The organism is Variovorax sp. AC194, assembly GCF_979257995.1.
In genome coordinates this window covers 2986189-3006405 of sequence record NZ_OZ409823.1, presented here as the reverse complement: position 1 = coordinate 3006405, position 20217 = coordinate 2986189, and the positions used below count along the sequence as shown (strand labels likewise).

Genomic DNA, 20217 nt, shown 5'->3' with positions numbered 1-20217 from the left:
TTGACATAACTGCGCGTCATCAATATCCTACGCGCCATGCGTTTTTTCGTCCTACCCGCGTCCCTCCTGTTTGCCGTCGCTGTCCATGCAGCCCCTTCACAGGACCGAACCGATGACGAACTGGCCGGCTTGCTCGCAGACAAGGGTCTGATCGGGCAACTCAAGCAGGTCCGTCAAACCGTCACCGAACGAACTTCCGACCTGGTGGTCACCGCCATCGGTTTCCTGGGCGTTCCTTACCGCCGCGGCGGCAACACGGCGGAATCCGGTTTCGATTGCAGCGGCTTCGTCCGCGCGATGTACAACCAGACCGTCGGCCACATGCTCCCCCGCCGCGCCGAAGAGCAAGCCGCCGCCACCGAGAAGATCGACCGCAGCCAGCTCAAGCCCGGCGACCTCGTGTTCTTCAACACCATGCGCCGCGCCTTCAGCCATGTCGGCATCTACGTCGGCGAAGGCAAGTTCATCCACTCCCCCCGCTCGGGCGCCCAGGTTCGTGTCGAAGACATGAACGGCAGCTACTGGCAGCGCCGCTTCGACGGCGCCCGCCGCGTGCTCGGCGGCGCACCGACCGAAGAGATCAAGGCCGCCGCAGCCAACGCCCGCACCGGCGACTGATCCACCCTCCGATCCCTCAAGGATCAGGACGAAAAAAATCCCGCCGAGGCGGGATTTTTTTATGGGCGCCGATAGCGCCTCTGCCTCTACCGAGCTATCAGGCGGCCTTCTTCACCGGCGGCAGGTCGGTGCAGGTGCCGTGCGCCACTTCCGCCGCCATGCCGATGCTTTCGCCCAGCGTCGGGTGCGGGTGGATGGTCTTGCCGATGTCGATCTCGTCCGCGCCCATCTCGATGGCCAGCGCGATCTCGCCGATCATGTCGCCCGCATGCGTGCCGACGATGCCGCCGCCCAGGATGCGGTGCGTCTCGGCATCGAACAGCAGCTTGGTGAAGCCTTCGTCCCGGCCGTTGGCGATGGCGCGGCCCGATGCGGTCCACGGGAAGTGGCCCTTCTTGACCTTGATGCCTTCGGCCTTGGCCTGGTCTTCGGTGAGGCCGACCCACGCCACCTCAGGGTCGGTGTAGGCCACGCTGGGGATCACGCGGGCATTGAAGGCGGCGCTGGAGAGCTCCTTGTAGCCCTTCTGCTCGCCGGCGATCACCTCGGCCGCCACGTGCGCCTCGTGCACCGCCTTGTGCGCCAGCATGGGCTGGCCCACGATGTCGCCGATGGCGAAGATGTGCGGCACGTTGGTGCGCATCTGGATGTCGACCAGAATGAACCCGCGGTCGCTCACCGTGACGCCGGCCTTCTCTGCACCGATCTTCTTGCCGTTGGGGCTGCGGCCCACGGCCTGCAGCACGAGGTCGTACACCTGCGGCTCCTTGGGTGCGTTCTCGCCCTCGAAGGTGATCTTGATGCCCTCCTTCGTGGCCTCGGCGCCGACCGTCTTGGTCTTCAACATGATGTTGTCGAAGCGCGGCGCGTTCATCTTCTGCCAGACTTTGACGAGGTCGCGGTCGGCGCCCTGCATGAGGCCGTCGAGCATTTCGACAACGTCCAGCCGCGCGCCCAGCGTGGAATACACCGTGCCCATTTCGAGGCCGATGATGCCGCCGCCCAAGACGAGCATGCGCTTGGGATCGGTGCCCATTTCGAGCGCGCCGGTGGAATCCACGATGCGTGGATCGCCCTTGGGCATGAACGGCAGGCTGACCGACTGAGAGCCGGCCGCGATGATCGCGTTGCGGAACTTGACAGTCTGCTTCTTGCCGGTGGTGTCCCAGCTGGTTCCGGAGGTCTCTTCGACTTCCAGGTGGTACGGATCGATGAAGTTGCCCACGCCGCGCAGCACCGTCACCTTACGCATCTTGGCCATGGCCGTGAGGCCGCCGGTGAGCTTGCCCACCACCTTGTTCTTGTGGCCGAGCAGCTTGGCGCGATCGACCGTGGGCGCGGCAAAGCTCACGCCCAGTTCGGCAAAATGCTTGACCTCGTCCATGACCGAAGCCACGTGCAAAAGCGCCTTCGAGGGGATGCAGCCGACGTTCAGGCACACGCCGCCGAGGGTGGCATAGCGCTCGATCAGCACGACCTTCAGGCCCAGGTCGGCCGCGCGGAAGGCGGCGGAATAGCCGCCGGGACCGGCACCGAGCACGATCACGTCGCACTCGACATCGACCTTGCCGCCGTAGGTGGACGCGACGGGCGCTGCGGCCGGCGCCGGCGCGGGGGCCGGCGCAGCAGCCTTGGGCGCAGGAGCCGCTGCGGCAGGCGCAGGCGCTGCGGCAGCCGGTGAAGCAGCCGCGGCACCTCCCACTTCCAGCGTCAGCACGACCGAGCCTTGCTTGACCTTGTCGCCCACCTTCACGGCAATGGCCTTCACCACGCCGGCGGCGGACGACGGGATTTCCATCGAGGCCTTGTCCGATTCGACCGTGATCAGCGACTGCTCGGCCTTGACCGTGTCTCCGACATTGACCAGCACCTCGATCACCGCGACTTCGTCGAAGTCGCCGATGTCGGGCACCTTGATTTGTTGTTCGCTCATTTGGACACTTTCAGTTTGAGTGTGAGAACGTCGACCGGTGGGGCCGAATTGCGATCGAATTCGCAGGCGGCGGCGATCCCCGCCTCCGCCACGTCGCGTGAGGTGCGCGACTTGATGCCATAGGCCGCGTGCATGGCGCCCAGCGCAAAGCTGCGTCCCGAGCCGATGGCCCAGAACTCCTTGAACTCGAACACCTCGCGGTAGCTGTAGATGCCGTAGATGCCGCTCTGGTTGGCCATCAGCATCGTGAACTGGCTCGACTCGTAGGGCTCGTGGTCGTCTTCCTTGGTCTGCATGAAGAACGAGTCCTTGAGCACCGGATGCAGCATCGTGAAGGTGCGGAAGATCTCGTGCTTGCTGCCGAACAGGAGCTTCTCGCGCTCCTGCGCGGCCAGCGCGTGCTGCAGCACCAGGAAGTGCGCCGCGGCGCCGGCCATGGCGAACAGGCTCGTGCCCGCCGCGTCCTCGACGGTGAAGATCTTCTGGTTCGCCTCGGCGCGGTGCGAGAGCCGCGTGTCGCCGAAGGTCACCAGAGAATCCGCTGCCATCGTGACCTGGCCGCCCTTGCGGACGGCCACTACCGTGGTCATAGCAGGATTCGACGGTAGTCCGCGAGCACCTGGCCCAGGTAGGCGTTGAAGCGCGCAGCCAGGGCCCCGTCGATCACGCGGTGGTCATACGACAGCGACAGCGGCAGCGTGAGACGCGGCACGAACTGCTTGCCGTCCCACACCGGCTTCATCTGGCCCTTGGAGAGGCCGAGGATGGCCACTTCGGGGGCGTTGATGATGGGCGTGAAGTGCGTACCGCCGATGCCGCCGAGCGAGCTGATCGAGAAGCACCCGCCCTGCATGTCGGCCGAGCCGAGCTTGCCGTCGCGCGCCTTCTTGGCGAGCTCGCCCATCTCGGCGCTGATCTGCAGGATGCCCTTCTTGTCGGCGTCCTTGAGCACCGGCACCACGAGCCCGTTGGGCGTGTCCGCCGCGAAGCCGATGTTGAAGTACTGCTTGTAGACGAGCTGGTCGCCATCCAGGCTCGCGTTGAAGTCGGGGAATTTCTTCAGCGCCGCGACCACCGCCTTGATCACGAAGGCCAGCATCGTGACCTTCACGCCCGACTTCTCGTTCTCCTTGTTGGTGGAGACGCGGAAGGCTTCGAGCTCGGTGATGTCGGCTTCGTCGTGGTTGGTGACGTGCGGGATCATCACCCAGTTGCGGTGCAGGTTCGCGCCGCTGAGCTTCTTGATGCGCGAGAGGTCCTTGCGCTCGACCGCGCCGAACTTGGCGAAGTCGACCTTGGGCCACGGGATGAGGCCCAGCGCCGCGCCATCCGCGCTGCCGCCACCGGCCGGCGCCTTGGCCGCCGAGGCCTTGGTGCTGGCCTGGCCGCTCATCACGGCCTTGGTGAAGCCCTGGACGTCTTCCTGCGTGATGCGGCCCTTGGGACCGGAGCCCTTGACCTCTTCGAGCGGCACACCGAGTTCGCGGGCGAACTTGCGCACCGAGGGCGAGGCGTGCGGCAGGCTGGCGCTGGGCGCCGTGGTGGGATCGTGCGGCGCAGCGACGGCTGCCGGGCTTGCAGCCGGGGCCGGCGAAGCAGCGGCCGGCGCGGGTGCGCTGGCGGTTGCCGCGGCCGGGGCTGCCGCCGCAGCTTGAGCTGGCGCGGGCGCCGCACCGGCCGAACCTTCCAGGATCGCGATCAGGTCACCGATGTTGACCGTGTCGCCGACCTTGACCTTGAGTTCCTTCAGCACACCGGCGCCGGACGACGGAATCTCCATCGAGGCCTTGTCCGACTCCACCGTGATCAGCGACTGGTCGGCCGCGATCGTGTCGCCGGGCTTGACCAGAAGCTCGATGACCGCGACGTCCTTGAAGTCGCCGATGTCCGGCACCTTGATCTCGACCGGGCCGGAGGCTGCTGCAGGTGCAGCAGCCGGTGCGGGCGCCGCGGCTGCAGGCGCAGGAGCGGCTGCCGCAGGAGCCGGCGCTGCAGCAGGCGCGGGCGCCGGTGCGGCGGCGGCACCTTCGGCCTCCAGCACGAGCACCACCGAGCCCTCCTTCACCTTGCCGCCGACCTCGACCTTGATTTCCTTGACCACACCGGCGGTCGACGAAGGAATCTCCATCGACGCCTTGTCAGATTCCACCGTGATGAGCGACTGCTCGGCCTTGACCGTGTCGCCCACCTTCACGAGCACCTCGATCACCGCGACTTCATCGAAATCGCCGATGTCCGGCACCTTCACTTCCACTGCTGCCATATCGTTGTCTCCCGCCGCGAGGCGCCGTTCGTTCGTTGGTTGTTGATGTTCAAGCGTAGAGCGGGTTGACCTTGTCGACATTGATGCCGTACTTCTTGATCGCTTCCACCACCTTGGCCACCGGCACGGCGCCATCTTCGCTCAGCGCCTTGAGCGCGGCCACCACGATGTAGTGACGATTGATCTCGAAGTGTTCACGCAGCTTGTTGCGGAAGTCGCTGCGCCCGAAGCCGTCGGTGCCCAGCACCTTGTAGGTGCGGCCCTTCGGGATGAAGGGGCGGATCTGCTCCGCATAGGCCTTCATGTAGTCGGTCGAGGCCACCACCGGACCGGTCGTGGGCGCGAGTTGCTCGGCCACGAAGGGCACGCGCGGGGTCTGGTCGGGGTGCAGCAGGTTCCAGCGGTCGGCGTCCTGGCCGTCGCGGGTGAGCTCGTTGAAGCTCGGGCAGCTCCACACGGAAGCCGATACTCCCCAGTCCTTCTCGAGCAGTTCCTGCGCCGCGAAGCTCTCGCGCAGGATGGTGCCGCTGCCCAGCAGTTGCACGGTCGGCGCTTCCTTGCTGCCCTTGGCGGCCTTGACCACCGGGCCCTGCCTGGACAGGTACATGCCCTTGATGATCTGCTCTTCGGTGCCGGGCTGCAGGCCTGGCATCGCGTAGTTCTCGTTCAGCAGCGTCAGGTAGTAGTAGACGTTGTCCTGCTTCTCGACCATGCGCTTCAAGCCATGGTGCAGGATCACGCCCACTTCGTGCGCGAAGGTCGGGTCGTAGCTCACGCAGTTCGGGATGGTGTTGGCCAGGATGTGACTGTGGCCGTCTTCGTGCTGCAGGCCTTCGCCGTTCAGCGTGGTGCGCCCCGACGTGCCGCCCAGCAGGAAGCCGCGGGCCTGCATGTCGCCGGCCGCCCAGGCCAGGTCGCCGATGCGCTGGAAGCCGAACATCGAGTAGTACACGTAGAACGGCACCATGATGCGGTTGTTCGTGCTGTACGAGGTGGCCGCGGCGATCCAGCTGGACATGCCGCCGGCCTCGTTGATGCCTTCCTGCAGGATCTGGCCGGCTTTGTCTTCCTTGTAGTACATGACCTGGTCTTTATCGACCGGGGTGTACTGCTGGCCTGCGGGGTTGTAGATGCCGATCTGGCGGAACAACCCTTCCATGCCGAAGGTGCGGGCCTCGTCCACCAGGATGGGCACCACGCGCGGGCCGAGCGCCTTGTCGCGCAGGAGCTGCGTGAGGAAGCGCACGTAGGCCTGCGTCGTGGAGATCTCGCGGCCTTCGGCCGTGGGCTCCATCACCGACTTGAAGGTTTCCAGCGAGGGCACCGTGAAGCTCTCGTCGGCCTTGGTGCGGCGGTGCGGCAGATAGCCACCGAGGGCCTTGCGGCGCTCGTGCAGGTACTTCATTTCCGGGGTGTCGTCGGCCGGCTTGTAGAACGGCAGGTCGGCGATCTGGCTGTCCGGGATCGGGATGTTGAAGCGATCGCGGAAGGCCATGATGTCCTCGTCGCTCAGCTTCTTGGTCTGGTGGACGTTGTTCTTGCCCTCGCCGATCTTGCCCATGCCGAAGCCCTTGACCGTCTTGATCAGGAGCACCGTGGGCTGGCCCTTGTGCTTGACGGCCGCGTCGAAGGCCGCGTAGACCTTCTGCGAGTCGTGGCCGCCGCGGCGCAGCTGCCAGATGTCGTCGTCGCTCATCTTGGCGACCATCTCCAGCGTGCGCGGGTCGCGGCCGAAGAAATGCTTGCGAACGTAGGCGCCGTCGTTGGCCTTGAACGACTGGTAGTCGCCGTCGTTCGTCTCCATCATGATCTTGCGCAGGGCCCCTTCCTTGTCGCGGGCGATCAGCTGGTCCCAGCCGCTGCCCCAGATCAGCTTGATGACGTTCCAGCCGGAGCCGCGGAATTCGCCTTCCAGCTCCTGGATGATCTTGCCGTTGCCGCGCACCGGGCCATCCAGGCGCTGCAGGTTGCAGTTGATGACGAAGACCAGGTTGTCGAGGCCTTCGCGCGCTGCGAGGCCGATGGCGCCCATCGATTCGACTTCGTCCATTTCGCCGTCGCCGCAGAACACCCAGACCTTGCGGTTCTCGGTGTTGGCGATGCCGCGGGCGTGCAGGTACTTGAGAAAGCGCGCCTGGTAGATGGCCATGAGCGGGCCGAGGCCCATCGACACCGTGGGGAACTGCCAGAACTCGGGCATCAGCTTGGGATGCGGGTAGCTGGAGAGGCCCTTGCCGTCCACTTCCTGGCGGAAGTTGAGCAGTTGCTCTTCGGTCAGGCGGCCTTCGAGGTACGCGCGGGCATAGATGCCGGGGGAGACGTGGCCCTGGATGTAGAGGCAGTCGCCGCCGTGGTTCTCGCTCTCGGCGTGCCAGAAGTGGTTGAAGCCGGCGCCGAACATGTTGGCCAGCGAGGCGAAGGAGCCGATGTGGCCGCCGAGGTCGCCGCCTTCGGCGGGGTGGTGGCGGTTGGCCTTGACCACCATCGCCATCGCGTTCCAGCGCATGTAGGCGCGCAGGCGCTCTTCGATCTCCAGGTTGCCGGGGCAGCGCTCTTCCTGGTCGGGCTCGATGGTGTTGACGTAGGCGGTGTTGGCGGAGAACGGCTTGTCGATGCTGTGCTGCCGGGCATGTTCGAGCAGCTGCTCGAGAAGGAAGTGGGCCCGCTCGGGACCCTCGCTCTGGATGACGGAAGACAGTGCATCCATCCATTCACGGGTCTCCTGGGCGTCCGCATCGTTTGCGGCCGAGCCGAACAGGTTCTCGGGATTTGCCGACATGCTTGTCTCTCCTTTTAGGGCTGTGGCTGTAATTTAGTGCGCTCTGCAATAAACGCGGGCGAGTTTCGCATAGAAATCCTGTTATTTCAAATGGCGCATGACGATTTCTTAATGTGATATTTTTGTGACTTTTCCTGACAGGACCCGACCGCGAAGGGATCAATGACACTGGCGCTTTTCCGACGTTTTCCGAGGGGCATCCCCTAAACTCGCGCGATGCCTTTTTCCTCTCCGCTGGCGGTTGCCCGCAGTGCCGTGAATGCCTCGCCGCTGTCCTGGTGGCGCCGCTGGTGGCGTCGGCAAACGCCCGTGCTGCAGGACGCGGTCGCCATGCTGGCGCCGATGGCCGCGGTGCTGCTGTTCCTCGCCGCCATCGTTTCCGCCTTCTGGTACCTGCGCACCGAGGAGGTCGAGCGCGAGCAGGAGTCGGTGCGCCGCGACGTCGAATACGCGCAGCAGCGCATGCGCCTGCGCCTCCTGGAGCGCCAGGAGCAACTGATGCGCATCGCGCGCGATGCCTCCAACCGCGAGATCGACCCGACCGAGTTCACGAGCCGCGCCGAATCGCTCGTGAGCCAGTTCCCCGAGCTGCAGACCATCACCTGGATCGACGACCGCCGCCGCTTCAAGGCCGGCTATGCCGCGCCCAGCGTGCACCCCGCGCAGCAGCACCTGATCGGCGACGTGCTGCGGCCTGGCGACATCGAGAGCAACTACGCGCTGGCGCGCGAGCTGCGCCAGCCGGTGTATTCGCAGCCGGTGGCCGGCGGCGATCCGGCCGCGATGCTGCAGTTGCACATCCCCCTCTTCGACCAGGGCCTGTTCGCGGGCGTGGTGCTCGGCGAGTTCTCGGTCGACGGGCTGCTGCGCTACGGCATGCCCTCCGAGGTGCAGGCGCGCTACGCGGTCTCGCTGCTGGACGCGAAGGGCAACGTCATCGCCGGCAACACGGCCAACCTGAAGGACAGCGGCACGCGGCTGCTGCCGTGGTCCGAGCGAACCAACGAATACGAAGTGCCCGTGTCGCCCGTCGGCAATGCGCTGCTGCTGCGCGCGCAGGCCTACCGCACCTCGCAGGGCGTGGTGGGCAACGGCCTCTTCTGGCTGGTCTGCGCGCTCAGCGTTCTCACCAGCTGGATGCTGATCGGCACCTGGCGCCACACGCGCCGGCGCCTGCAGGCGCAGCAGCGGCTGGTCGCCGAAACCAACTTCCGCCGCGCGATGGAAAACTCCATGCTGACCGGCATGCGCGTGCTCGACCTGCAGGGCCGCATCACTTACGTGAACGCCGCGTTCTGCGCGATGACCGGCTGGAGCGAAGCCGAACTGGTCGGCCAGTCGCCGCCCTTCCCCTACTGGCTCGAATCCGACCGCGAAGTGATGAACGAGCGGCTCGAAGAAGAGCTGCACGGCCGGGCTCTCCCCGGCGGCTTCCAGGTGCGCGTGAAGCGCAAGAACGGCAGCGTGTTCAACGCGCGGCTCTACGTCTCTCCGCTGATCGACGCGCGCGGCCACCAGACCGGCTGGATGACGTCGATGACCGACATCACCGAGCCGACGCGCATCCGCGAGCAGCTGTCGGCCTCTTACGAGCGCTTCACTACAGTGCTCGAAGCGCTCGACGCTGCGGTGTCGGTCGCTCCCATCGGCAGCGAAGAGCTGCTGTTCGCGAACAAGCTGTATCGCCTCTGGTTCGGCTCGGACACCGTGGGCCACCTGGGCATGGTGGCGCAGGCCGGCGTGCCGGCATCGAACGCGCACGACGAGGGCCTGGACGACGTGGACCCGTACGCCGGTCTGCCGATCGACACGCTCACCGCCGCGCAAGCCGCCAACAACGAGATCTTCGTGCCGCACCTGGGCAAGTGGCTCGAAGTGCGGTCGCGCTACCTGACCTGGGTGGACGGGCGCCTCGCGCAGCTCGTGATCGCCACCGACATCACGCCGCGCCGCGATGCCGAAGAGCAAGCCGCCGCGCAGGCCGACAAGGCCCAGGCTGCGAGCCGCCTCATCACGATGGGCGAGATGGCGTCGAGCGTCGCGCATGAACTCAACCAACCGCTCACCGCCATCACCAACTACTGCAACGGGATGATGTCGCGCATCAAGGGGCAGACGATCGACACCGAGGCGCTGCTTGCCGCGCTGGAGAAGACCTCCAAGCAAGCCCAGCGCGCGGGCCAGATCATCCAGCGCATCCGCTCCTTCGTGAAGCGCAGCGAGCCGAACCGCACGCCGGCCGACGTGGCCACCATGGTGAGCGAAGCGGTCGAGCTCGCGGGCATCGAGCTGCGCCGGCGCAATGTGCGCCTGAACCACTACGTGGCCGCGCGGCTGCCGGTGGTGCGGGTCGATCCGATCCTGATCGAGCAGGTGATGGTCAATTTGCTGAAGAACGCGGCCGAATCCATCGACCTGGCAGACCGGCCGCTCGCGCGCCGCAGCGTCGAGCTGCGCGTGCTGCCCAAGACCATCGAGGGGCAGAACGCCATCGAGTTCTCGGTGCAGGACACGGGCAAGGGCCTCTCGCCCGAAGTGATGGACCGGCTGTACGAAGCCTTCTTCTCCACCAAGCCCGAAGGCATGGGCATCGGGCTGAATTTATGTCGCACGATTGTGGAGTCGCACCGCGGCCGGATGCAGGCGGAGAACATCTACAATGGCCCGGATGTGATCGGATGCCGTTTTTCCTTCTGGATTCCGGTGTTGGACGCTATCAGTTCCGTAGCTAGCGACGAGGCAAAGGTACCTGCATGAGTTTGATTCCGAAGAAGGGCACGGTCTATGTCGTCGACGACGACGAAGCCGTACGCGATTCGCTGCAATGGCTGCTCGAAGGCAAGGACTACAGAGTCCGCTGTTTCGATTCCGCCGAATCCTTTCTCTCCCGATACGACCCGCGCGAAGTCGCCTGTTTGATCGTCGACATCCGCATGGCCGGCATGACCGGCCTCGAATTGCAGGATCGGCTGATCGAGCGGCGCTCCCCGCTTCCGATCGTGGTCATCACCGGCCACGGCGACGTGCCGATGGCGGTGGACAGCATGAAGAAGGGCGCGATGGATTTCATCCAGAAGCCCTTCAACGACGAAGAACTCGTCACGCTGGTCGAGCGCATGCTCGAACACGCGCGCGGCGCCTTCACGCAGCACCAGCAGTCGGCCAGCCGCGACGCGCTGCTGTCCAAGCTCACCGGCCGCGAGGCGCAGGTGCTCGAGCGCATCGTCGCCGGCCGCCTGAACAAGCAGATCGCCGACGACCTGGGCATCAGTATCAAGACGGTGGAGGCGCACCGCGCCAACATCATGGAAAAGCTCAACGCCAACACCGTGGCCGACCTGCTGAAGATCGCGCTCGGACAGGCGGCCCCCGCGGCCAAGGCCTAGACGCTGTCCCTCCGATAGCAATGAATGCTCCCCACGCCTGCGCAAGCGGGCGTTTTTAATTGGAAGATCGAAACCGATGACAGCTCAACTGATCGACGGCACCGCGCTTTCGCGCCAGCTCCTGGCCGAAGTCGCCACCCGCGCCGCAGCACTCACCGCACGCGGCTTCACCCCGGGCCTTGCCGTCATCCTGGTCGGCAACGACCCGGCCAGCGAGGTCTACGTGGGCAAGAAGGTCAAGGCCTGCGAAGAACGCGGCCTGCGCTCGGTGCTCGAGCGCTACCCCGCCGAACTCAGCGAAGCCGATCTGCTCGCGCGCATCGCCGCACTCAATGCCGACGCGTCGATCCACGGCATCCTCGTGCAGATGCCGCTGCCCAGGCACATCGATCCGCACAAGGTCATCGAGGCCATTTCCACCAGCAAGGACGTCGACGGCTATTCGGTGCTGTCGGCAGGCGAACTCATGACCGGCCTGCCCGGCTTTCGGCCCTGCACGCCCTACGGCTGCATGAAGCTGATCGAGAGCACCGGCATCGACCTGAAGGGCAAGCACGCCGTCGTGATCGGCCGCAGCAACACGGTCGGCAAGCCGATGGCCCTGCTGCTGCTGCAGGCGAACGCCACCGTCACCGTCTGCCACAGCGGCACGCCGGACCTGGGCCTTTACACGCGGCAGGCCGACGTGGTCGTGGCGGCCGTGGGCCGCCGCAACACGCTGACGGCCGACATGGTCAAGCCCGGCGCGATCGTCATCGACGTGGGCATGAACCGCAAGGAAGACGGCAAGCTCGCCGGCGACGTCGACTTTGCCGGCGTTCGCGAGGTGGCAAGCCACATCACGCCCGTGCCGGGCGGCGTGGGACCGATGACGGTCACGATGCTGATGGTCAACACCGTCGAATCCGCCGAACGAGTGGCCGGACGCTCTTGAACTGCAGCCGCAAGGCCGCCAGATAAACACATGACGAACCCCCTCCTCGACTTCACCGATCTCCCGCTGTTCGACCGCATCAAGCCCGAACACGTCTCGCCTGCGGTCGACACGCTGCTGGCCGATGCCGAGGCCGCGCTGCAGGCCGTGACGGCGCCCGAATTCCCCGCCGACTGGAACGCGATCTCGAAGGTGCTGGACGTGGCTTCCGAGCGCTTCAGCCGCGCCTGGGGCGCCGTCGGCCACCTCAACGCCGTGGCCGACACGCCCGAACTGCGCGCCGCCTACAACGAGGCGATGCCGCGCGTCACCGCGTTCTGGACGCGCCTGGGCTCCGACGAGCGGCTCTACGCCAAGTACAAGGCCATCGACGTCGCCACGCTCAATGCCGAGCAGCGCCAGGCGCACCGCAACGCCGTGCGCAACTTCGTGCTGGGCGGCGCCGAACTGCAGGGCGACGCCAAGAAGCGCTTCGCCGACATCCAGGAACGCCAAGCCGAGCTGAGCCAGAAGTTCAGCGAGAACGCACTCGACGCGACCGACGCCTTCGCCTACTACGCCAAGCTGGGCGAGCTCGAAGGCGTGCCCGAAGACGTGGTGAGCGCCGCGCGCTCCGCCGCCGAGGCCGACGGCAAGGACGGCTACAAGCTCACGCTCAAGATGCCCTGCTACCTGCCGGTGATGCAGTTCGCCAGGAGCAGCGCCTTGCGCGAAACGCTCTATCGCGCCTACGTCACCCGCGCCAGCGAATTCGGCGACGCGGCCTTCGACAACACCGCGCTGATCACCGAGATCCTCTCGCTGCGCGAAGAAGAGGCCAAGCTCCTGGGCTACAAGAATTTCGGCGAACTCTCGGTCGTGCCGAAGATGGCCGAATCGCCCGAGCAGGTCGTCAAGTTCCTGCGCGATCTGGCGACCAAGGCCAAGCCGTATGGCGAACGCGATCTCGCCGACCTGCGCGCCTTTGCCGCCGAGCAATTGAGCATCACCGATCCGCAGCCCTGGGACTGGAGCTATATCGGCGAGAAGCTCAAGGAAGCGCGCTATGCCTTCAGCGAGCAAGAGGTGAAGCAGTATTTCCCCGCGCCGAAGGTGATGGCGGGCCTCTTCAAGATCGTCGAGACGCTGTTCGAGGTGTCGATCCGCCGCGACAGCGCGCCGACGTGGCACCCGAGCGTGGAGTTCTACCGCATCGAGCGTGCCGGCCAGAAGGTCGGGCAGTTCTACCTGGACCCCTCCGCCCGCGCCGCCAAGCGCGGCGGCGCCTGGATGGACGACGTGCGCGCCCGGTGGCTGCGCCCCGACGACGGCGTGCTGCAGACGCCGGTCGCGCAGCTGGTCTGCAACTTCGCGAGCGGCGTGGACGGCAAGCCGCCGCTCCTCACGCACGACGACGTGACCACGCTCTTCCACGAATTCGGCCACGGCCTGCACCACATGCTCACGCAGGTGAACGAGCGCGACGTCTCGGGCATCAGCGGCGTCGAGTGGGACGCGGTGGAGCTCCCGAGCCAGTTCATGGAGAACTTCTGCTGGGAGTGGGATGTGCTCAGCCACATGACGGCGCACGTGGACACCGGCGAGCCGCTGCCGCGCGCCCTCTTCGACAAGATGACCGCCGCCAAGAACTTCCAGAGCGGGCTGCAGACGCTGCGCCAGATCGAGTTCTCGCTGTTCGACATGCTGCTGCACACCGAGTACCACGCGGCCGACGCGAAGACCGGCGACGTGATGGCGCTGCTGGGCAAGGTGCGCAGCGAGGTGGCGGTGATGCCTTCGCCGCCGTTCAGCCGCACGCCGAATACTTTCAGCCACATCTTCTCGGGCGGCTATGCGGCCGGCTACTACAGCTACAAGTGGGCCGAGGTGCTGAGCGCCGACGCCTACGCGGCCTTCGAGGAAACCGTGGGCGCCGATGGCGAGCCGAACATCGAAACCGGCCGCAAATACCGGCAGGCCATCCTGGAGGCCGGCGGCAGCCGCAGTGCCATGGATTCGTTCAAGGCTTTCCGCGGCCGCGAGCCCCAGCTTGATGCATTGCTGCGACACCAGGGCATGGCCGAGGCCCAGCCCGCTTGATGCGGCGCTGAAGCTTGCGATACTCGGGACATGTATCTGACGTCTTACAAATTCCCGTCGCGTCGCCTGACCGGCCTCGCCCTGCTGCTCCTCGCCGCAGGCGCGATGGCCCAGCCGATCTATCGCAACGTCGACAAGAACGGCAAGGTCACTTTCTCGGACCGCGCGCCCGCCGCCAGCACCGAACCGGCAGCGCCGTCCCAAGGCGCCAGCTCACCGGCCAATACGGCGGGGCTGCCCTACGAACTGCGGCAGGTGGCACAGCGCTATCCCGTCACGCTCTACACCAGCGAAGACTGCGCGCCCTGCAGCGCGGCCCGCACGTTGCTCACCACGCGCGGCATTCCGTTCGACGAGCGCACGGTCAAGAGCAATGAAGAGATTGAGGCGCTGCAGCGCCTGAGCAGCCAGAGCTCGCTGCCGCTGCTCACCATCGGCACGCAGCAGCTCAAGGGCTACGGGGATACCGAATGGTCGCAGTACCTCGACGCGGCCGGCTACCCCAAGAGCAATAGCCTGCCCGCCGGCTACCGCAATGCGCCGGCCCGGCCCCTGGTCGCCGCGCAGCAAGCGGCGCCTGCGCCGCGCGCCGCTGCACCCGCCGCACAACCCGCACAAACCGCGCCACCGCCCGCCGCACCGAGCGATCCGGGCGCTGGCAACCCGGCCGGCATCAAGTTCTGACGCCGGGCGGCTCGCCGCTTCAGGCGAACTGCATCGTCTTCACGCCCGTCGCGGTGCCCAGCAGGCACACATCGGCCTTTTGGTGCGCGAAGACGCCGACCGTCACCACGCCGGGCCACTGGCTCACCTCGGATTCGAACGCGAGCGGATCGGCGATCTGAAGGCCCGTCACATCGACGATGTGCTGGCCGTTGTCGGTGACCAGCGGCAGACCGTCCTTCTCGCGCACCTGGGCGATGCCGCCCATGGCCGCGAACTGGCGCATCACGCGGCGCGCCGCCATCGGGATCACTTCCACCGGCAGCGGGAAGGCGCCCAGCGTCTCGACCAGCTTGGACGCATCGGCGATGCAGACGAAACGCCTGGACTGCGCCGCGACGATCTTCTCGCGCGTGAGCGCCGCGCCGCCGCCCTTCACCATGAAGCCCCGGTGATCGATTTCGTCGGCGCCGTCGATGTAGACGGCCAACTCTTCCACTTCGTTGCTGTCGAACACCGGAATGCCCAGCGCGCGCAGGCGCTCGGTCGATGCGACCGAGCTGGAGACGGCGCCCTTGATCTCGTCCTTGATCGTGGCCAGCGCGTCGATGAACTTGTTGACGGTCGAGCCGGTGCCCACACCGACGATCTCGCCCTTGACCACGTAGGCCAATGCGGCGCGGCCGACCTGGGCCTTAAGTTCGTCCTGGGACAGGACGGCGGGGGATGGGGAGGCGGGTGCGGTCATCGCGGAGAATCCTTGGCTCATTGAAGTCGAGAATTATCCGATGCCCCTGCTGCTGCCCTCTTCGCTCTACGGCCTGGCCCGCCCTTTCCTGTTCGGTTTCGATCCCGAGCACGCCCACGAAATCACCCTCGACGGCCTGGCCCGCACGCAGAACACGCCGCTGGCCTGCGCCTATGCCGCCCCGCGCGTGGACGATCCCGTCACGCTGGCCGGCCTCGTCTTTCCGAACCGCGTGGGCCTGGCCGCCGGTCTCGACAAGAACGCTCGCTGCATCGACGCCTTCGCGGCCATGGGCTTCGGCTCCGTCGAGGTCGGCACGGTGACACCGAAAGCGCAGCCGGGCAACCCGAAGCCGCGCATGTTCCGCCTGCCGCAGCGCGATGCGCTGATCAACCGGCTCGGCTTCAACAACGAAGGGCTCGACGCGTTCCTGGCCAACGTGCAGAAGGCGCGCTTTCGCAAGAGCGGCGGCGGCAAGACGCCGATGCTGCTGGGCCTGAACATCGGCAAGAACGCCGCCACGCCGATCGAGCGCGCGGTGGACGATTACCTGGCGTGCCTGGACGGCGTGTACCCGCATGCCGACTACGTGACGATCAACATCTCGAGCCCCAACACGGCCAACCTGCGCACGCTGCAGAGCGACGAGGCGCTCGATGCGCTGCTCGGCGCGGTGGCCGAACGGCGCGAGGCGCTGGCTGCTCGCCACGGCAAGCGCTCGCCGCTGTTCGTGAAGATCGCGCCCGACCTCGATGAAGCACAGGTCGCGGTCATAGCCGCGACGCTGCAGCGTCACCGGATGGACGGCGTGATCGCGACCAACACCACGCTGTCGCGCGATGCGGTGGCGGGCCTGCCGCACGCCGATGAAGCCGGCGGCCTTTCGGGCGCACCGGTGCGCGAGGCGAGCAACCGCGTGATTGCGCAACTGCGCGCGGCATTGGGGAAGGACTTCCCGATCATCGGCGTGGGCGGCATCCTGAGCGCGGCCGATGCCAAGGCCAAGATCGCCGCGGGTGCGGACGTGGTGCAGATCTACACCGGCCTGATCTATCGCGGCCCTGCCCTGGTGCGCGAAGCGGCCCAGGCGCTGCTGCGCGATCGCAGCAAGGCCTGAGGCTTTTTCACTTCCTCTTCAGCGCATGCGCCAGAGGATCGGCGCGATGACGGCCGCCCAGCGCAGCAGGCGCTTCGGGCGGATCACCACCATGGCAGCCGCGGCGACGACGCCGGTGGCCACCGGATGCGCCCGTGCAATCCGCAGTGCGGCGGCCGTGGCCGTTTCGTTCGGCGGGGGCGCCTCGCGCTCGCGCTCGGTGGTGCCCGCCGGCTGCGTCTCGCGACCGCCCTGCAGGGTTGCGATGCGCTCGCGCTGACGCTCCATTCGCGCGAGCAATTCCTCGCGCGTGGCCGGCCGCGGGGGACGCGGGGCTTCCTCGTCTTCGGGGTCCTTGCCGATCCCGAAGCTGTCCTGCGCCCAGGCCCAGTCGCGCGCGAACTCCTGGCGTGCGGGAATGAAGCTGTTGGAGGCATTGCGCAGGGTCAGCAGCAAGCCGGCAGCGGCGGCCAGCCAGAGCACGATCCACACGCCCGCCACCGACCATGCGGCCGTGATGCGGTACGGCGTTTCCCAGAAATGCACCACCACCGCCATCGAGAGCAGGGCCACCGTGACAGTGGTCAGCCCGAGCACGGCCACCACGAGGACGAGCATTAGCTTCAGGCGCTGCTTCTCGTCCTCCCAGGCCATGCGCAGCAGCTGCACGCGGTCTTCGGCGGCCAGTGCGCCTTCGGCGGCGGCGATGCGCAACTGGCGGATGCGGCCGCTCAAGCCGAACAGGGAGAGCAGCCTCATGGGCATGCTCCGGCCCCGCTCAGCGAGCGGCGGCGAACGGTCCGGCAGTGCGCGCTTGGGTCAGCGCGATCAGCGGCGGCCAAGCAACAGACCCACCAGCACGCCGACGGCCAGTGCGGCGCCTGCGATCTGCCAAGGTTCGTCGTGGGCGTAGGCGTTGGTGGCGGAGGCCGCCTCGCGCGCCTTCTTGGCGGCGAGCTTGCTCTTCTCGGCGGCGAGTTCGCGCGCAATGGCGAGCTTGGTGTCGATGCGCTGGCGCAGCGCCTTGATGTGGGGAACCGAATCCAGGTCCTTGCTGGCCAGCACGCCGCGCACGTCGCTTGCGATGTCTTCGGCTGCTGCTTCAAGATTTTGGGATGCACTCATTGGAATCTTTCCTCCGTGATGACACCGGCACCGCGCCGGCGGCTTCACGCCAGCAAATGGCGTGGTGTCATGTTACAGGCTCGAAAGCCCCTCATGCGCGGCAGATGTGCAGACTTGTGCGCGCATTGGCCTCATGCATCGGCCAGCAGCCGCGCGACGTGGGCGCCGATCGCGAGACTGCTGGTGAGCCCCGGCGACTCGATGCCGAACAGATTGACCAGGCCCGGCACGCCGTGCGACGCGGGACCGTCGATCCTGAAGTCGGCCGCTGCCTCGCCCGGGCCCGAGATCTTGGGTCGCATGCCGGCGTAGCCGGGGATCAGTCCACCGTCGGGCAGCGCGGGCCAGTACTTGCGCACCTCGGCGTAGAAACCATCGCCGCGGGCGGGGTCCACCACGAGGTCATCGGCCGAGTCGACCCATTGCACGTCGGGGCCGAACTTGGCCTGGCCGCCCAGGTCGATCGTCAGATGAACGCCGAGGCCACCGGGCTCGGGCACTGGGTAGATGAGACGGCTGAACGGCGCGCGGCCCGAGAGGGTGAAGTAATTGCCCTTGGCGAAATATTCCGTCGGAATTGCAGAGGCTGGCAGTCCTTCGAACCGCCTGGCCAACGCCGGCGCGCCGAGGCCCGCCGCATTGACCACGCTGCGGCAGCGCAGCGCCGTACCGTCCTCCGCGATCAGGACGATGCCGCTGCCGCTGCATTCGGCGCGCGTGATGGGCGACTTCAGCGCCAGCATGCCGCCCGCGTTCTCCAGGTCGCCGAGCAGGCTCAGCATGAGTGCGTGGCTGTCGACGATGCCGGTGCTGGGCGAGTGCAGCGCGGCCGTGCAATGCAGCTGCGGTTCCATTGCCTGGGCCTGCTCGGCGGTGATCTGCACGAGATCGTCAACGCCGTTGGCCGCAGCCTTCGCGCGGATCGCTTCGAGCTGGCCCACCTGATCGGCAGAAGTCGCCACGATGAGCTTGCCGCAGCGCTGGTGCGGCACGCCGCGCTCGGCCGCATACGCGTAGAGCGCGTGCCGCCCTTCGACGCAAAGGCGTGCCTTCAGCGAGCCCTGCGGGTAATAGATGCCGGCGTGAATGACTTCGCTGTTGCGCGAACTGGTCCCGGTGCCGATGGCACCCTCGGATTCGAGCACCAACACCTCCCGGCCCGCGAGCGCCAAGGCGCGCGCCACTGCCAGTCCCACCACACCACCGCCGATGACGGCGCAATCGATTTCGTCCATGGCGCGAGCTTATCGCGGCCCGCGCGCATGGCTCACGTGGCGGTGGGCGGCGGCTCGGGGTCGGTGGGCTCGTCGGGCGGTGTGCTCGGCCCTTCGTCGGGCTCCACGGGCAGGTTGGGTGTGACGGGGGTTGGAAGGTCGGGATGGGTGGCCATGGTCGTCTCCTTTGCCCTCTTCTATGCCGTTGCCGCGGACGGCCGGCCAGCATGCAGCGTCACCTGGCGTCGGCCCAAACCGACAGTTCGCTCGCGTTCGATCTGCGGCTCACACCAAAGTCTTACCCCACCTCAAAGAAGATCGAACCCAACGACAGCTGCTGTTTAAGATCCGCATCCGACGCCCCGGGCATCCGATCCGGACGCGGACACGCTTGAAAAAACTGGAGGGAAATCAATGGGCATCAGGGACACGCTCGGGCATGCGCTGCTCGACAACGACAAGCTTCATTTCAGCACCGCGGAGACGCTCACGGCCGAGGAGCAATGGCTGGTCACGCTGAGCGCGCCGCTGTCCGCGTTCAACGGCGATTTCGTGAATGCCGTGGCCACCGGAAAAGACGACGGCGAGTTGCGCGAGGGCATCGCCGAAGTCTGGAACGTGCACGACCGCGAGAGCTTCGAGGAAACGGCCCGTTGGCTCGCAGAGGAAGGACAGCGTTCGACCTACCTGTCCACGTGGCGGGCCGTTGCCGCGATCGACGAGGCAACCCAGAGCACGCCGGCTGTGCTGCGGCTTGTCATGGATGCATGGTTTCCCGCGTTCTTCCAGATCAAGGCGCGCAAGAGCCTGGACTACCGCGCGCTGGCGGCCGAGAGCGGGCGGTCGGTGACGGACCTGACCCAGCTGACGTCGGGCAGTTCAAGCTGGGTCAATGCCTTGCGCAAGCACTTCAAGGCTTCGCCGCCCCAGATCACCAACCTGGTCGCCTGGGATGCCGTGCGATTGGCGAGCCTGTCGCGGTGGGCGGTGCAGCTGGGATTCATCGAGCGCGGGGAATTCGCGGGCTTCGCCGGCGCATTGAATTCGCAAGTGCGCGAGGCCTATGCCGACTGGTCGCAGGTGAGTGCCGCGTACATTGCCGCCGGCCTGATCTGGCGCTATTCCGACGCGCGTGAGGAGCACCTGTTGCGCACGAACCGCATGCTGCTGAACGACGCCCGCAGCCCCTACCGCAGCGTGCCCTTCCGCTGACATCGGCGGCATCAACGAAAACGGCACCCGAAGGTGCCGTGTCGTGGAATTGTGGTGGGCGGTGGAGGTTTCGAACCTCCGACCCCAGCAGTGTGAATGCTGTGCTCTACCCCTGAGCTAACCGCCCGTGGCACCGCGGATGCAGTGCCGTGGAAATCAATCGCGCT

Annotated in this window: 17 protein-coding genes and 1 tRNA gene; 8 read left to right on the top strand and 10 right to left on the bottom strand. The window is 66.6% G+C overall.

Translation table 11 applies throughout. From position 1 onward, the window contains the following. The first annotated feature begins 36 nt into the window (after window positions 1-36). Window positions 37-618, top strand: a complete 582-nt coding sequence (locus ACZYRS_RS14445; protein WP_198788557.1) for a C40 family peptidase — start codon at window positions 37-39, stop codon at window positions 616-618. Between the two features lie 97 nt (window positions 619-715). Here ACZYRS_RS14445 and lpdA read toward each other — a convergent pair whose 3' ends face one another. The 4 genes from lpdA to aceE are packed head-to-tail and all read right to left on the bottom strand — an operon-like array spanning window position 716 to window position 7593. After that, window positions 716-2551: a dihydrolipoyl dehydrogenase gene (gene lpdA / locus ACZYRS_RS14440; RefSeq protein WP_463419817.1), complete on the bottom strand. Its 1836-nt coding sequence runs from the start codon at window positions 2549-2551 to the stop codon at window positions 716-718. Continuing rightward, window positions 2548-3141 carry an Ntn hydrolase family protein gene (locus ACZYRS_RS14435; protein ID WP_198786153.1) on the bottom strand — a complete coding sequence of 198 codons (594 nt, stop codon included), beginning with the start codon at window positions 3139-3141 and terminating at the stop codon, window positions 2548-2550. Before ACZYRS_RS14435 ends, lpdA begins: the two co-directional genes overlap by 4 nt. Further along, window positions 3138-4814 carry a dihydrolipoyllysine-residue acetyltransferase gene (gene aceF / locus ACZYRS_RS14430; protein ID WP_463419816.1) on the bottom strand — a complete coding sequence of 559 codons (1677 nt, stop codon included), beginning with the start codon at window positions 4812-4814 and terminating at the stop codon, window positions 3138-3140. The genes ACZYRS_RS14435 and aceF overlap by 4 nt, the downstream gene beginning before the upstream one ends. A 49-nt stretch (window positions 4815-4863) precedes the next feature. Further along, window positions 4864-7593: a pyruvate dehydrogenase (acetyl-transferring), homodimeric type gene (aceE, locus tag ACZYRS_RS14425; protein WP_463419815.1), complete on the bottom strand. Its 2730-nt coding sequence runs from the start codon at window positions 7591-7593 to the stop codon at window positions 4864-4866. A gap of 216 nt (window positions 7594-7809) precedes the next feature. Between aceE and ACZYRS_RS14420 the strand changes: the two genes are divergently transcribed. The 5 genes from ACZYRS_RS14420 (at window position 7810) to ACZYRS_RS14400 (ending at window position 14676) form a co-directional block, all read left to right on the top strand. Further along, window positions 7810-10350, top strand: coding sequence for a PAS domain-containing sensor histidine kinase (locus tag ACZYRS_RS14420; protein WP_042577214.1), 2541 nt, complete (start codon window positions 7810-7812; stop codon window positions 10348-10350). Further along, entirely contained in the window at window positions 10347-10979 is a 633-nt protein-coding gene (locus tag ACZYRS_RS14415; protein ID WP_012747279.1) for a response regulator transcription factor, read from the top strand. Before ACZYRS_RS14420 ends, ACZYRS_RS14415 begins: the two co-directional genes overlap by 4 nt. A gap of 76 nt (window positions 10980-11055) precedes the next feature. Next, window positions 11056-11913, top strand: coding sequence for a bifunctional methylenetetrahydrofolate dehydrogenase/methenyltetrahydrofolate cyclohydrolase FolD (gene folD / locus ACZYRS_RS14410; RefSeq protein WP_463419814.1), 858 nt, complete (start codon window positions 11056-11058; stop codon window positions 11911-11913). Between the two features lie 30 nt (window positions 11914-11943). After that, on the top strand, window positions 11944-13992 hold the full coding sequence (locus ACZYRS_RS14405; RefSeq protein WP_463419813.1) for a M3 family metallopeptidase: 2049 nt from the start codon (window positions 11944-11946) through the stop codon (window positions 13990-13992). A gap of 30 nt (window positions 13993-14022) precedes the next feature. Beyond that, window positions 14023-14676 (top strand): glutaredoxin family protein, encoded by a 654-nt coding sequence (locus tag ACZYRS_RS14400; RefSeq protein WP_463419812.1) that lies wholly within the window; start codon window positions 14023-14025, stop codon window positions 14674-14676. Between the two features lie 19 nt (window positions 14677-14695). Here ACZYRS_RS14400 and rpiA read toward each other — a convergent pair whose 3' ends face one another. After that, window positions 14696-15403 (bottom strand): ribose-5-phosphate isomerase RpiA, encoded by a 708-nt coding sequence (gene rpiA / locus ACZYRS_RS14395; RefSeq protein WP_198786147.1) that lies wholly within the window; start codon window positions 15401-15403, stop codon window positions 14696-14698. 40 nt (window positions 15404-15443) lie between these two features. Between rpiA and ACZYRS_RS14390 the strand changes: the two genes are divergently transcribed. After that, a complete protein-coding gene (locus tag ACZYRS_RS14390) occupies window positions 15444-16520 on the top strand; it encodes a quinone-dependent dihydroorotate dehydrogenase (protein WP_463419811.1) in 1077 nt (358 codons plus the stop codon). A gap of 18 nt (window positions 16521-16538) precedes the next feature. Here the strand turns inward: ACZYRS_RS14390 and ACZYRS_RS14385 are convergent, their stop codons facing one another. The 4 genes from ACZYRS_RS14385 to ACZYRS_RS14370 form a co-directional block, all read right to left on the bottom strand. Continuing rightward, the gene (locus ACZYRS_RS14385) at window positions 16539-17258 is read right to left on the bottom strand and encodes a phage holin family protein (protein WP_463419810.1); all 720 of its coding nucleotides are present in this window, start codon (window positions 17256-17258) and stop codon (window positions 16539-16541) included. 69 nt (window positions 17259-17327) lie between these two features. After that, the gene (locus tag ACZYRS_RS14380; protein ID WP_198786144.1) at window positions 17328-17624 is read right to left on the bottom strand and encodes a glycine zipper domain-containing protein; all 297 of its coding nucleotides are present in this window, start codon (window positions 17622-17624) and stop codon (window positions 17328-17330) included. Between the two features lie 131 nt (window positions 17625-17755). Continuing rightward, entirely contained in the window at window positions 17756-18859 is a 1104-nt protein-coding gene (locus ACZYRS_RS14375; protein ID WP_463419809.1) for an NAD(P)/FAD-dependent oxidoreductase, read from the bottom strand. Between the two features lie 32 nt (window positions 18860-18891). Beyond that, window positions 18892-19014 carry a stereocilin gene (locus tag ACZYRS_RS14370; RefSeq protein ID WP_463419808.1) on the bottom strand — a complete coding sequence of 41 codons (123 nt, stop codon included), beginning with the start codon at window positions 19012-19014 and terminating at the stop codon, window positions 18892-18894. A 238-nt stretch (window positions 19015-19252) separates the two neighbouring features. Here ACZYRS_RS14370 and ACZYRS_RS14365 point away from each other — a divergent pair, with 238 nt between their 5' ends. Then, a complete protein-coding gene (locus ACZYRS_RS14365) occupies window positions 19253-20050 on the top strand; it encodes a DUF1266 domain-containing protein (RefSeq protein ID WP_463419807.1) in 798 nt (265 codons plus the stop codon). 52 nt (window positions 20051-20102) lie between these two features. On the opposite strand, the gene ACZYRS_RS14360 is transcribed toward ACZYRS_RS14365, so the two are convergent. Then, a tRNA-Val gene (locus ACZYRS_RS14360) sits at window positions 20103-20177 on the bottom strand. Window positions 20178-20217: the final 40 nt, after the last annotated feature.